Annotated in this window: 12 protein-coding genes; 7 read left to right on the top strand and 5 right to left on the bottom strand. The window is 69.7% G+C overall.

The features are described from left to right. The first annotated feature begins 102 nt into the window (after positions 1-102). Both MSPGM_RS17600 and MSPGM_RS17595 read left to right on the top strand, forming a co-directional pair. A complete protein-coding gene (locus MSPGM_RS17600) occupies positions 103-1,524 on the top strand; it encodes a TadE/TadG family type IV pilus assembly protein (protein ID WP_082222810.1) in 1,422 nt (473 codons plus the stop codon). A gap of 168 nt (positions 1,525-1,692) precedes the next feature. Beyond that, positions 1,693-4,437: an ATP-binding protein gene (locus tag MSPGM_RS17595; RefSeq protein ID WP_012753344.1), complete on the top strand. Its 2,745-nt coding sequence runs from the start codon at positions 1,693-1,695 to the stop codon at positions 4,435-4,437. 121 nt (positions 4,438-4,558) lie between these two features. On the opposite strand, the gene MSPGM_RS17590 is transcribed toward MSPGM_RS17595, so the two are convergent. Next, the gene (locus MSPGM_RS17590) at positions 4,559-5,614 is read right to left on the bottom strand and encodes an HD-GYP domain-containing protein (RefSeq protein WP_261925727.1); all 1,056 of its coding nucleotides are present in this window, start codon (positions 5,612-5,614) and stop codon (positions 4,559-4,561) included. A gap of 217 nt (positions 5,615-5,831) precedes the next feature. Then, the gene (locus MSPGM_RS17585) at positions 5,832-6,692 is read right to left on the bottom strand and encodes a universal stress protein (protein ID WP_261925726.1); all 861 of its coding nucleotides are present in this window, start codon (positions 6,690-6,692) and stop codon (positions 5,832-5,834) included. Positions 6,693-7,038: 346 nt separating this feature from the next. On the opposite strand from MSPGM_RS17585, the gene MSPGM_RS17580 reads away from it, so the two are divergent. From MSPGM_RS17580 to MSPGM_RS17570, 3 genes are all read left to right on the top strand, one after another. Further along, a complete protein-coding gene (locus MSPGM_RS17580; RefSeq protein WP_003600867.1) occupies positions 7,039-8,586 on the top strand; it encodes a sensor histidine kinase in 1,548 nt (515 codons plus the stop codon). A 3-nt stretch (positions 8,587-8,589) separates the two neighbouring features. Continuing rightward, positions 8,590-9,198, top strand: a complete 609-nt coding sequence (gene fixJ, locus MSPGM_RS17575; protein ID WP_003600864.1) for a response regulator FixJ — start codon at positions 8,590-8,592, stop codon at positions 9,196-9,198. A 537-nt stretch (positions 9,199-9,735) separates the two neighbouring features. Further along, positions 9,736-10,425, top strand: coding sequence for a helix-turn-helix domain-containing protein (locus tag MSPGM_RS17570; protein ID WP_003600862.1), 690 nt, complete (start codon positions 9,736-9,738; stop codon positions 10,423-10,425). A 152-nt stretch (positions 10,426-10,577) separates the two neighbouring features. On the opposite strand, the gene MSPGM_RS17565 is transcribed toward MSPGM_RS17570, so the two are convergent. Beyond that, positions 10,578-11,438, bottom strand: coding sequence for a universal stress protein (locus MSPGM_RS17565; RefSeq protein ID WP_003600860.1), 861 nt, complete (start codon positions 11,436-11,438; stop codon positions 10,578-10,580). A gap of 264 nt (positions 11,439-11,702) precedes the next feature. Between MSPGM_RS17565 and MSPGM_RS17560 the strand changes: the two genes are divergently transcribed. After that, positions 11,703-11,924 (top strand): hypothetical protein, encoded by a 222-nt coding sequence (locus tag MSPGM_RS17560; protein ID WP_003600858.1) that lies wholly within the window; start codon positions 11,703-11,705, stop codon positions 11,922-11,924. Positions 11,925-11,956: 32 nt separating this feature from the next. Continuing rightward, complete coding sequence (locus tag MSPGM_RS17555) at positions 11,957-12,283, top strand: BON domain-containing protein (RefSeq protein ID WP_003600856.1); 327 nt, start codon at positions 11,957-11,959, stop codon at positions 12,281-12,283. 30 nt (positions 12,284-12,313) lie between these two features. Here MSPGM_RS17555 and MSPGM_RS17550 read toward each other — a convergent pair whose 3' ends face one another. Beyond that, the gene (locus MSPGM_RS17550) at positions 12,314-12,763 is read right to left on the bottom strand and encodes a host attachment protein (protein WP_003600853.1); all 450 of its coding nucleotides are present in this window, start codon (positions 12,761-12,763) and stop codon (positions 12,314-12,316) included. Between the two features lie 144 nt (positions 12,764-12,907). Continuing rightward, on the bottom strand, positions 12,908-13,720 hold the full coding sequence (locus MSPGM_RS17545; protein WP_003600852.1) for a universal stress protein: 813 nt from the start codon (positions 13,718-13,720) through the stop codon (positions 12,908-12,910). Positions 13,721-13,726 lie beyond the last annotated feature (6 nt).

Below are 13,726 nucleotides of genomic sequence, written 5' to 3'. Positions count from 1 at the left end.
AACCGTACGCACACTGCTCCGTCCTTGCGCAATAGACCCTATTAACGCGGGAGAATTATCCCTTCGGACAGGGACGCAGCCAGCAACAGGTCAACAGTCACGATGGTGGCGCGAGACGTAAACGGAGGGTCGACGCGCACGATTCGGTGGAGGCAGCCCTTCGCGCGCCTGTGCCGGCAGAATGACGGCTCGGTCGCGGTGATCTTCGCGCTGGCGGGCTCCACCCTGATCGGCCTGGTCGGAGGGGCGATCGATTACGCACGGTTTGCCTCCGCGCGCACCAATCTGCAAAGCGCGGTCGATGCCGGCGTGCTGGCCGGCGGCAACGCCCTCAAGCTGGTCGTGTCGAGCAGCGAGTCCATCGTCGGCCTGACGACCCAGACGATCCAGGCCGAGGCGAAAGCCGGCGCCGACGCCCCGGTCTCCATCCAAGTCACCGTCGCCTCCGACAAGACGAGCGTCGAGGCGCGCGCCGAACAGGTCATCAAGCTCACGTTCGGGGCCTTCGTCGGCATGGCCTCGATCCCGATCTCGGCCCGCGCCCGGGCGAGCGTCGTGGGGCGGATGCGCCTGTGCATGCTGGCGCTCGATCCCGCGGCGGCGGGTGCGTTCAACCTGGAGCGCAACGCGCAGGTCACGGCCTACGATTGCGCCCTCTACTCGAACTCCGTCAGCCGCTCGGGGATGGTCGGTCGCGACGGCGCGCTCGCCCGAGCGCAGACGATCTGCTCCGCGGGGGGCTTCAAGGACGACCGGGCGAACTTCACGCCCAGCCCGCAGACGAGCTGTCCCGTCATCGAGGACCCGCTCCGCAACCGGCCGGCCCCGCCGGTCGGGAACTGCGTGAACCTGCCCGAGATCCTCCGCCTTGCCGATCTGCTGACCGGCAAGAGCAAGGGCAACAACGTCATCGCGACGCCGTTCACCCTCGATCCCGGCACCTATTGCGGCGGCTTGCACATCACGAAGAATGCCGTCGTCACGCTGCGGCCAGGCATCTACGTCATGAAGGACGGCCCGCTCATCGTCGACAAGAGGGCGACGATGACGGGCAAGGATGTCGGCTTCTACTTCGTCGGAAACAACAGCGGCCTTCTCTTCGACAAGAGGACGACCGTGGACCTGACAGCGCCGACGACGGGTGCGATGGCGGGCCTGCTGATGGCGGAGGATCCCTCCGTCGCCCTGCCGACCGATCCGGTGCTGAACGTCGATACGCTTCTTGGCGACATCGTCACGCCGACGCCCCTGCCGCTCAACGCAAGCAAGCCGATGCGGACCTACCGCATCATCAGCGACAACACCCGCACCATGCTCGGGACCATCTACCTGCCGGCCGGCCGCCTCGTGATCGATTCACAGCGGCCCGTGGCGGATCTCTCCGCCTATACGGTCGTCGTGGCCCAGCAGATCAATCTCTACGAGGGCCCGAACCTCTACCTCAACGCGGACTACAACCGTTCGAGCGTCCCGCTTCCGAAGGGGGTCGGCCCGATCTCGGGGCGGCTCGTCATCAGCCAATAGAGCATCGTTGCGAAAGGCGGCCACCGGCTTTCGGGAAAAGACGATGCAAGAACAAAACCTTAGAGTGTCGTCTTGGATCGCGTATCCAGGACGACACTCTCGCCATCGCGATCCGTGCCGGAGCACCGATCCGCCCCGTCGCGAGACCCTTGCCGCGAGACAGAACCCGTGCGTGCGCCCCTCTCGAACCCGATCCGCTCGCTCTCCGGGCGGCTGGCCCTGGCGGTGGCCAGCGCCGTCGCCATCGCCCTGCTCCTCCTGACCGGTCTGTCGACCTGGCGCGAGGTCGAGCGCTACGCCGCGGCCAAGCGGGATCTCCTTCGGATGACGGCGCAGATCCTGGCCGCGAGCGCCGCGCAGGCGACCGCCCAGGGCGACGAGGCGGCGGCGCAGAGCACCCTGCGGGCGATCGCCCACGGGGAGGCCCTGGTCTACGCGTCGGTCGAGCGGGCCGACGGGGACATCCTCGCCGAGCAGGGCATCGGATTGCGCCTCTCGAACGACATCGATCTCGATCAGGGCGCCGTCTCGCCGCTCGACCTCATGACGACGCGGACGCTGCGTGTCTCGGTTCCGATCCTGGAGAACGCCCGCCCCATCGGCCGCGTCGTCTTGGTCTCGGATAACCGCGATTTGGCCGAGCGGGTCGCGGAAGTCGGCCTGACGGCGGGGTTTGCCGGGCTGCTCGCCCTGGCGCTCGGGCTTGCCGTCTCGATGGGCCTGCAGCGCAGCGTCACCCGGCCGCTGGCGGCGCTCGCCCGGACCATGGATGGGGTGCGCCTCGGCCACGACTATTCCCGGCGCGCGGAGGCCGGCAGCGGCGAGGTCGGCGCGCTGGCCGAGAGCTTCAACGACCTCTTGCGGGCCGTGAACGAGCGCGACCGGGCGATCGCGCGCTACAATGCGGGCCTGGAGGAAGAGATCCGGCTGCGGACCCACGACCTGATCGAGGCCAAGCAATCCGCCGACGAGGCCAACGCGGCCAAGTCCGTGTTCCTCGCCACCATGAGCCACGAGATCCGCACGCCGATGAACGGCATGCTGGTGATGGCGGAACTCCTGGCCTCGGCCGACCTGCCGCCGCGCCAGCAGCGCTACGCCAAGGTCATCGCCCGCTCCGGCCAATCCCTGCTCGCCATCATCAACGACATCCTCGATTTCGCGAAGGTGGAAGCCGGCCGCCTGGAGGTGGAGCGGATCCCGCTGAGCCCGCGCGACGTCGCCGACACCGTCGTCACCCTGTTCGCCGAACGCGCCCGGTCGGCGGGGCTCGACCTCGCGGCGCAGATCGATGGCGACGTGCCGCGCTCCCTCCTCGGTGATCCCGTGCGCCTCGGGCAGGTGCTCGGCAACTTCGTCTCGAACGCGCTCAAGTTCACCGCCACTGGCCATGTCCTGGTGCGGATGGAAATGGAGCACGAGTCGTCTGGTCGGGTCCTGCGCATCGCCGTGTCCGACACCGGCATCGGCATCCCGCAGGACCGGCTGTCGGGGATCTTCACCGCCTTCACCCAGGCCGACCAGTCGATCGCGCGCCGGTTCGGCGGCACCGGGCTCGGGCTGTCGATCGCCGAGCGCCTGATCGCCGCCATGGGCGGCCGCGTCGGCGTCGAGAGCCGCCTCGGCGAGGGCTCGACCTTCTGGGCGCGCATCCCAGTCGCGGGCGCGGAAGGCGCCGAGCCCGTGCTCCGCCGCGCCCCCGCTTTGCCCGCCGCTGTCCGCCTCGGTGCGCTGGGCGGCGCGACGCGCGCGGCACTCACGGCGGATCTTCAGGCTGCGGGCTTCCATTCCGTCGAGTCCGGGGAGGGTCATTGGATCGTCGAGGCGGCGGAGCTTCTGGCGAGCCGTCGTCGCCCGGAGGGCGGGGGGCGGGTCATCGCCCTGGTGCCGATCGGCGACACCTCCGGGCCCGAACTCCTGCGAGCGGGCCTCGCCGACGCCGTCTTGCGCCGTCCCCTCGCCCAGGCCGAGTGGCGCCCGCTGCTGGCCGCCCTCGCCGAAGGCACGGCCCTCGCCGTCGAGGCTCCGGCAGCCGAGGAGAGCGCCGCGGCCGCCCTGCCCTCCTTTGCCGGCGCGCGGGTGCTGCTCGCCGACGACAGCGCCGTCAACCGCGAGGTTGCGGCCGAAGCGCTCGGCCGCTTCGGCGTCCACGACGTCGTCTGCGTCGAGGATGGTGCGGCCGCGGTGGAGGCGGCCGCCGCGCACCGCTTCGATCTCGTCCTGATGGATGGCAGCATGCCGGTGCTGGACGGGTTCAGCGCAGCCATCGCCATCCGCGCCCGGGAGGCACGGGACGGGGCGATCCGCGTGCCGATCGTGGCCCTCACCGCGCATGTCGTCGGCGACGGCGCCGAATCCTGGCAGGCGGCGGGGATGGACGGCATGCTCGCCAAGCCGTTCACGCTGGCGCAACTCGGCGGCCTGCTGGCGCAGCATCTGCGGGCCGCGCCGCTGCGCGATCCGGCTGACATCGTGACGTCGGAGGCGCCGCGGATTTCGGACGATGTGCTGCTCGACGAACCGACGATCGCCAATCTGGAAGAGCTCGGCGACCGCGACTTCCTCGCGCGCATCCTCCGGCTCTACATCGCCCAGGCGCCTCAGGCGCTCCTGGAACTCGAGACCGCCCTCGCCCGCGGCGACGCCCCGGCCGTGTCCCGCGCCGCCCACGGCCTCAAGTCGATGAGCGCCAATATCGGTGCGGCGCAGGTGAAGGATCACGCGGGCACCATCGAACGCACGGCGCGCGACGGCGACCTGACCCGCCTCGCCGAGGCGGCGTCCGGTCTGGACGGCCTGCTCACCCGCACCGTCAGCGCGCTCCACCTCCGTCTCGACGTGCCCACCGGGAGCGCCGAGGGCGAACAGAGCGAGATGGCTCACGCGATCGGCGGGCAGCGCGAAGCTGGCTGAGGGGCGGATGAGCCTGTGACGGACGATGCTCGAGGCGACACGCCGATGCCGTGTCCGGTCCCTGTCGGGCTGGGCGGGCTCGCTGACCCGCTCTGACGCTTCGAGCGCGCGAAAAACCGGATCAGGCGGCCGCGGATGCGGTGTCGCGGCCGAGATCGAGGAAGGCCTGGACGTCGGCCCAGCGGCTCAGGAACGCCGCGACGATGGTCGGGTCGAAATGGGAGCCGGTGTTCTCCTGCAGAAAGACCCGCGCATGCTCCGGTGACCAAGCCGGCTTGTAGGGACGCTGGGTCGTCAGCGCGTCGAAGACGTCGGCCACCGCGACGATGCGGCCGGACAGGGGGATGGCCTCCCCTTTAAGGCGATACGGGTAGCCGGTCCCGTCCCAGCGCTCGTGATGGCTTCCCGCGATCTCGGCGGCGAGCCGCATGACGGGCGAGGCGCTGCCGCCCAGGATGCGCCGTCCCCGGTCGGCGTGCTGTTCCATCTCCCGGCGCTCCTCGGGGGTGAGAGCGCCCGGCTTGCGCAGGATCGCGTCCGGCACGGCGATCTTGCCGACGTCGTGCATGGTCGCGGCCAGACAGAGCTGCCGGGCATCGGATGCGGGCATCCGCATCGCCTCGGCGATCAGCCCGACATAGGCGGAGACGCGGGCGATGTGATCGCCGGTGTCGGAATCGCGGTGCTCGGCGGCGCGCATGAGGGTCGAGACGATCTCGCGCTCGCGCTCTTCGATCAGGGCCACCGCCGCCGCGACCTCGCGGGCGAGCTGCGCGGCATGGTCGCGCTGCGCCCGGTGGGCCGCGGAGAGGGCGAGCAGGTTCGTGACGCGGGCACGGATCTCGACCGCGTCGGCGGGCTTGGTGAGAAAGTCGGTCGCCCCCGCCTCCAGCGCCTCGCGGCGCAGGCTCCGCTGGTCGTGGCTCGTCACCATGACCGTGGGGACGTTGGTGAGGCCGGGAATGCGCCGCACCGCCCGGATGAACGCGACGCCGTTCATGCCCGGCATCTCGTAATCGGTGATGACGACCCCGATCTCGGACGCCCGCGCCTCCGCGAAGGCGAGCGCCTCGGCCGGCACGGTGAAGGCCTGCGGCGTGCAGCCGGCGAGCGGCCGCAACGAGGCGACCATCACCAGGTTGTTCATCTCGGCATCGTCGAGGACGAGAGCGAGCATCGAGTTTTGTCCCAGGCCTGACGGCACCCCTCGCCCAGCTGGCTGCTCGACGGCAACCTTATGGTGGACGGGCCCACTAACACTCCCGTCCATTGCTGAAAGGTGAAACCGGCTCCGGTTCTCCGCCGATGCAGTCGCCGCCGCGTGCGTGAGCGTTAGCGAAAGCTTGGTGGAATGCTCGAAACCGGCGCCAGGTGGGGCCCACGCGAAGGGCCCTTCAGCGGGACAGGAACAGCGGAACGGGGCAGCTTCGCAGCAGCGAGCGCGTCACGCCGCCGAAGAAGAACTGGCGCGCGCGGGAATGGCGATAGGCGCCCATCACGATCAGGTCGGCCCGGAACAGGCCGGCTTGGCTCCGCAGGGTTTCGCCGATGGAGCCGGAGACGGGCAGGTTGTTGACGGTGACGTTCACCCCGTGCCGCGCGAGGTGGGGCGCGAACTCGGCTCCCGGCACCGAATCGCGGATCTCCGCCGCGTCGCCGATCGAGACGATCTCGACCGCCTCGGCCGCACGCAGGAACGGCATCGCGTCGTTGGCGGCCCGTGCCGCCTGGGCGCTTCCGTCCCAAGAGACGATGATCCGGCTGCCGGCAAAGCCCGTGTGCCCCGGCGGCACCGCGATGACCGGGCGACCGCTCTTGAACAGGGTCGTCTCGATCGCCTCGCGGTCGAGGTCGCAGGTCCAGACCAATGCATCCAGAATCGCCAGATCGTGCAGCCGCGCCTGTTCCGCCAGCCGGTGGATGATGGCCGGATAGTGCAGGCTCGGCGTCTCGGTCGTGCACACGACGCCCGCCTGCGCCGCATCGCCCGCGGTGCGCTCCGCGATGGCACGGGCCAGCCGATCGAGGCGCCGGTCGATGTCCGCGACGGTCCCGTCGTCGAAACCGCTGATCCAGCGATTGTCGCCGTAGAGCCGCCAGGACGCCGATTGAAGCGTCAGGTGGGCGCCTGCGGCCCGGGCCAGCGACAGGCCGTAGCCGACGGCCGGCGAATCCCTGTCGCTCTCGTTCTCGACGGCGATCCCGACGAAGACGTCGCGGATGCCAGTGAGCGCGGATGAGGCAGGTTGGGACATGGCAGGACTCCGGTCTGAACCGCTCCATCGTTGGAGCGGCGGGCGCCCGCCGGCCTTGATACAGCGCAAAGGATTTTTCCGCGCCGGATCAAACGGGGGAGACCACCACCGGCGGTACCGCCATTTCAAAGGCGGGAGGTTGTGTCAGGCCGTCTCGGCGTTGAGGAACCAGCGAATTCATTTCTCGTTGTGCCTATTAATGCAGGCACAAATTGCGGTACGCATGAGAAATAGACCGAGATCTTCCGTTACGAGTTGAGTGATTGGCTTTTTATTTATCAAATGACATAATTTATGTAGAATTTATTCAAAAATTATCACCTCATCCTACGCAGAGACTTCCGGGATGGAATCGATGACGCTTTCCATGGCCGCGGCTGAGGCGATTCAGGGGGGCGGCGAAGCGCTGACGGCCGAGGACTTCCGGCAGACCCTCCACGAGGTCGGTGTCTGCATCTGGTCGCTGGACATTTCCACCGGCCGTGTCAGCGCTTCGCAGACCTGCGGCTGCCTCTTCGGTATTCCAACCGAACGTCTGACGAGCTTTGCCGCGACCCAGGATCTGGTCCACCCGGACGACCGCCAAGCCCGCGCTCACGCCATCGAGAGCGTGCTGCGGGACGGCGGCAGTTACGAGATCGAATACCGTGTCGTGCTGCCGAATGGGCGGGGTGGCTGGCTGCGCTCGCGGGGGCAGGTGCAGCTCGACGCCGAGGGCCGGCCCCACCGGCACCGCGGGGTCGTCTTCAGCATCGAAGAGCAGAAGCAGGTGGAGGCGGAGCTGCGCGCCCGCGAGGCCCATCTCCGCTCGATCCTCGACACGATGCCGGAGGCGATGGTGGTCATCGACGAGGCGGGGCTGATCCACTCGTTCAACCCGGCGGCCGAACGCCTCTTCGGCTACGCGGCCGGCGAGGCGATCGGGCAGGACGTCCGCATCCTGATGCCGGAGGCGATGCAGAATGGACATGCCGCAGACCTCGAGCGCTATCGGCAGACGCGCCAGCGCCACATCATCGGCACCACGCGGTGCGTGACGGGCCGACGGCATGACGGCTCGACCTTTCCGATGGAGCTGGCCATCGGCGAGATGCATTCGGGCGAGCGGACCTTCTTCACCGGCTTCATCAACGACCTCACCGCGCAGCGGCGGACCGAGGCGCGGCTTCAGGAACTCCAGTCCGAGCTGGGCCATGTCTCCCGCTTGAGCGCCATGGGCGAGATGGCGACGACGCTCGCCCACGAGCTGAATCAGCCGCTCGGCGCCATCACCAACTACACCAACGGCTGCCGCCGCCTCCTCGCTCATCCCGACCCCGAGACCATCGCCAGGGCACAGGAGGTTCTCGACAAGGCGGCCGAGCAGGCGCTGCGGGCCCGGCAGATCATCGCCCGCCTGCGGGAGTTCGTCGCCCGCGGCGAGACGGAGAAACGGATCGAGCCGGTCGCGACGATGATCGAGGAGGCCGGTGCCCTGACCCTGGCGGCGGCCGGCGAGCAGGGCATCACGGCCCATGTCGTGCCGGATCCGCGGGTCGGATCGGTCTTGGTCGACCGGGTTCAGGTGCAGCAGGTTCTGGTCAACCTGATGCGCAACGCCTGCGAGGCGATGCAGCGCAGCAGCCGGCGCGAGCTGACCGTCGCGACGCGGCGGGTTTCGCCGGATTTAGCCGAGGTCGCGGTGTCAGATACCGGCCCCGGTATCGCCGAGGAGGTGGCCGACCGGCTGTTCCAGCCCTTCGTCACCACCAAGGATGCCGGGATGGGCGTCGGCCTCTCGATCAGCCGCACCATCATCGAGGCGCATGGCGGCCGCCTCTGGGTCGAGCCCAACGCCGCGGGCGGGGCGACCTTCCGGCTGACCCTGCCGACTGCACCCGAGAGAGGTCGGTAACCCATGGCCCCTGCCCTCGTGCATGTCATCGACGACGACCCCGCCATGCGCGACTCGGTCGCCTTCCTTCTCGATACGGCCGGCTTCGACGTGCGGCTCTACGAGGCGGGAACGGCCCTGCTGGCGCGGCTCACGCGGCCGCTCCGGGGGTGCATCCTGACCGATATCCGCATGCCCGACCTCGACGGGTTGGCCCTGTTCCGCTCCCTCCGCTCGGCCGGTCACACGCTTCCCATCGTGATGATGACGGGGCATGGCGACGTGCCGCTCGCGGTGGAGGCGATGAAGCTCGGGGCCTGCGACTTCATCGAGAAGCCGTTTGATGGCGAGGCGCTCCTTCGGGCGCTGCAGGCCGCCCTGGAGCAGGGTGGGCATAACGGCTCGGTCGACCCGATCCTGCAGGACTTCATGCGGCGGTTGGCGACCCTGAGCGAGCGCGAGCGCCAGGTTCTCGATCATCTGGTGACCGGGGGCACCAGCAAGGAGATCGGGCGAAGGCTCCGGATCAGCCCGCGAACCGTCGAGATCTACCGGGCCAAGGTCATGGCCAAGACGCGGGCGGGAAGCCTGCAGGAACTGGTGCGCTGGGCCGTGCTCGCCGGCTTCGTGTGAGGCCGGCTCGCGGTCGATCACGGGATGGCCGCGTTCCTGCCCTCGTGACCCCCCAGAGCCGGCCATCCGAATGCGGAGCCCCGTCACCGGGATGGCGGGAGCGGCCCGCCGTCCTGCATCCAGGGGCGAGAGAGACAGCCCGCCGCGGGATTTTGCGGGCGCGGCGGCTTGCGCGGATCGGCCCAGGGCGCAACGTGAGGGGACACGGCGTGCGCCTTCCCTGCTCCGGCTGATTGCAGAGGCTACAGCCCGAGCGCGTTAGGGCGTTGATCTTGCGCAATCGATCTTCGATGATACATGGCATCACCGTCCGTCCCCGATTCATGGGACCTCATGGGACGTTCGCCGCGGGCGGACGGGATCGCGCGCTCCAGGCCCGACCCGTGCCCATGCGCGCAACCGCTGGCGAAGCGGCGAGACAGGCCGCACCCCTACGTAGTTTTCCTTAAGCGGGACTACTTAAGAGAGTATCCGGAATTTCGTCGGTGCCGTGGCGCGACCACTCTCGTCTCATCGAGATGGATGAGGAGCGAACCGATGGGCACGAAGCCGACGCCGAGATCCATTCCGGTCGCTCCGGGCTCGCGCACGCCGCGCCGGAGCATCCACGAATGCGGCCTCTTCGCCGATTGCCCCGATCTCGTCGGCACACCGTTCTCCTATGCCCGCGAGGAGGAGGTCTACGGCGAGGGTGAGGACGCCGAGTTCGTCTACCGGGTCGTCGAGGGGGCGGTGCGCTCCCACAAGATCCTGAGCGACGGCCGGCGCCAGATCACCGGCTTCCACTTGGCGGGCAACCTGTTCGGGTTCGAGCAGGGCGACACCCACTGGCACACGGCGGAGGCGCTCTCGGACACCCGGGTGCTGATCTTCCAGCGGCGGCAGATCGAGCGGGCCGCCACCCGCAGCGCCGAGGTCGCCTGCCAGCTCTGGGGCATGGCGACGACCAGCCTGCGCGACGCCCAGGATCTCATGCTCCTGCTCGGCCGCCGTTCCGCCCAGGAGCGCGTCGCCGCCTTTCTCATCGAGGTCGACGGCCGCTTCGGCGGCACCGGGGCGTTCGCCCTGCCGATGACCCGGCGCGATATCGCCGACTATCTCGGCCTCACCATCGAGACCGTCTCACGCACCTTCTCGCAGCTCGAGGAGAACGGGGCGCTGCGGCGCTCCGGGAGCCGGCAGATCACGCTTCACCGCGGCCGCCTCCGCCACGTGGTCGAGAACTGAGACGGCCTCACGCCCGATTTTCGTGTCCGGCCGCCGCGTACAGGGATGCGCCGTCCGCCACCGCCGCGACGACGCGCTCGCGCATCGTCGCCACGGCCGCATCGCCGAGGGCGCGAGCGTTCCGCTCACGGCCTCGAACATCGGTTCTGCGATCAATGGGCGAGGAACAGCGGCACCGGGGAGCGTGTCAGGAGCGCGTGCGTGACACCGCCGAGGAACCATTCCTTCAGGCGTGAATGCCGGTAGGCGCCGATCACCAGCATCTCCGCGCCGAGAAGGCCGGCCTGCCGTCTCAGCGTCTCTGCGGCGTCGCCGTCGACCGGGACGTTCGTCACCGAGACGTTCACACCGTGGCGCGCGAGGTGCGGGGCGAATTCGGCGCCCGCGACCGAGGTCGAGAGATCCTTCTCGCCGACCACCGAGACGATCTCGACCGCCTCGGCCGCGCGCAGGAACGGCAGCGCGTCGTTGGCGGCCCGCGCCGCCTGGGCGCTGCCGTCCCAGGCGATGACGATCCGCCGTGCCGAGAACGTATCGCCGCCCGGCGGCACCACGAGGAGTGGCCGCCCGCTCCCGAACAGGACCCCGTCGATCACGTCGCGATCGAGATCGACCTCCCGCGCTTCGGCGTCCAGGATGGTGAGGTCCGCGAGCCGAGCGCGGGCGGTCAGGCGGCCGACGAGTTCGGGATAGGCGAGCGCGGAGGCTTCGATCGAGCAGCTCACACCCTCCAGCGTGGCATCCGTCACGGCGCGCTCGGCGATGGCACGTGCGCGGGCGCTCAAACGCCGGTTCTCCTGCGCGACGAGATCGTTGACGAAGCCCCAGCCCGATCCGCCGACCATGGTCAGGCGGCGGGCCGCCGATTGGACGGTGAGATGGGCGCCGGCCATCCCCGCGAGCGACAGGCCGATGCCGAGTGCGCTCGCGGTCTCGTCCCCGCGGCCCTCCTCGGTCAGGCCGACGAGGATGTCGCGGATGCCCGTGAGGGCGACGGGCGGCGGCTTCGGCATGGTCTGCTCCGGTGGCGAACACCGCCCGGAGAGTGACGGACCGACCCGCATCCGCTTTGATCCAGCGCAAGAACCCCGGTTTGATCCCGTCGGGGCGGATCCGATTCCGGCGCTCCGGGCGACGGGCACGCCTTGCAGGCGCCCGCCCAGCTCTCCCGCGAGGCGATGATGACCGGGCCGGCCGCGATCGCCTTGAGGTGAATCAAGGCGTCGTGCCGCCGGCGCGGCAGGATAGCGACCGTCGGACGAAGACGGGAGCGAGCGATGAGTGTGGTGCTTCGATCCATCGAAATCGAGACGGTGCGCTACGTGCGGGCGCCGGCCGGGCCGGTGTCGCGCGCCGAAGCGGCCGGAGCCGGCCTGCCGGCGAGCGCGGGCGTCGTCACGGACATCGCCCGCTACCGGACGATCGGCAGCCTGCAGGCGCTGGGCTTGGCCGCCACCGCCTCGGTGGTGACGATCGCGCTGCTCTGGCTGGCCGTCTGAACGCCTGAAACCTTGAAGCGAGGAGGCGGGAGATGGACGACATCACCGTGCGCCGACACGTGCTTGCGGCGCTGGGACTCGCACCCATGATCGATGCGGCGCAGATCGGCGTCACCGTCGAGAGCGGTGTCGTGACGCTCCGCGGGCATGTGCGGAACTGCGCCGAGAAGGGGATCGCCGAGCGGGTCGCGCTGCGGGTTCGCGGCGTCCGCGCCGTGGTCGAGCAGATCGAGGTCCGCTACCCGGATAAGTCCCGCAGCGGCGACGCGACGCCGCCCGATCACCGCAGCTGGTGCGAACGGGCGGCGTGGTCGGCTCCCGGCCTGTCCGCCGTCGAGGATCGGCTGACATACGCCTGATCGGACCCTGCGATCGAAGGGCCGGCCGCGTCACCCATCGGTGAGGCGGCGTCCGATCTCCTCGATCGAGAGCTTGGTCAGATCCTTGTCGATCTCGGCGATGACGACGCGCTTGAGGCGCTCGGACAGCGCCTGCCGCAACGATGCGAGCGTGCGCGGCGGGGCGACGACGATCAGGGCGGGGATCGCGTCGGCGATGCGGTCCAGCGCCGCCGCGACCTCGTCCGCGAAGCGCTCCTCGGCGATCGTGTGCCAATCCGTCTGTTCGATGGCGCTGCGGTGCTCCCCCTGCCGGACGCGCGGCGGCCGGTCCGTGCCCTGCTCGCGCGTCGGCGGGTTGGGGGGCGCCTCGAAGACGTGCTGCACGCGAAGGGCGAGGTGCAGCGCGTGGCCCTCGTTGCGCAGCACCAGGGCCCGGCGGCCGTCGCCGACGACGACGTATCCCCCGTGAGGAATCTTGAGGTTGGGTGTCTCGGTCATCGGGCGGCTCCGGCCTAGAGCCGTATCCGACCTGATGGCATCAGGCCGGCGTCTCTAGGTTTTTGTTTCAACACGCTTTCTTTCGCCGAGCCGGTGCCCGCTTCGTCGGAAAGCGCTCCAGCGATTCCGGGCCGGATGCAGCGTTCAGTGGCTCATCAGGCAGCAGACGGGTGCGCCGGCCAGGAGGTCGCGGGTGACGCCGCCGAAGACCCATTCGCGCAGGCGGCCATGGCCGTAGGCGCCCGTGACGATCAGGTCCGCGGCCTGCTCGGCTGCCGCATCCACCAGGGCCAGAGAGGTCGCGCTGCCGCCGGTCTCCGTGCGGATCGCGGTGGCCTCAATGTCATGGGCCTGCAGGAACCCGACGACGTCGGCCGTGTCGTCCGCGCTCTCTCCGTCGTCGATCGAGACCACGACGACGCGGGAGGCCCGCGTCAGGAATGGCAGCGCGTCCCTGACCGCGCGGCGGGCTTCGCGGGAGTTCTTCCACCCGACCGCAACCCGCCGGACGTCGAGGTGGTCGAGGCCGGGCGGCACCACCAGGACCGGGCGGCCGAGATGCATCACGAGATCGCCCGGATCGACCGAGCACAGAAGCGGGCCGGATGCCGGCTTGCGGCCGACCACGACGAGATCGGCGGCCGCGGCCTGCCCGATCAGGAACGGCAGCGGGAAGTCGAGATTCGAGCGCCACTCGACGCGGCTGCGGGTGCCCGCCGCCTCTTCGAAGACGGCATGGGCCCGTTTGAGATCGTTCAGGATGAGTTCGCTGTTGGCGGCCAGCGCGTAGGCGCTCGCCGGCACTGGGCCAATGGGCGGGACGGCATAAGAGGCCTCCTCCGCCGCCACGCCGATCAGCCGGGCGCGGAAGTCGTCGGCGAGATGGCCGGCGAGGCGCACGCGGTCGCGCGCCTCCGCCCCGAGATCGACGGCCACCATGATGCTGGCATAGGTCATGAGAGA

Source organism: Methylorubrum sp. GM97, from assembly GCF_024347855.1.
Classification (GTDB): domain Bacteria; phylum Pseudomonadota; class Alphaproteobacteria; order Rhizobiales; family Beijerinckiaceae; genus Methylobacterium; species Methylobacterium extorquens.
Note: the sequence above shows the minus strand (reverse complement) of the source record. Positions and strands in the feature narration are given on the sequence as shown.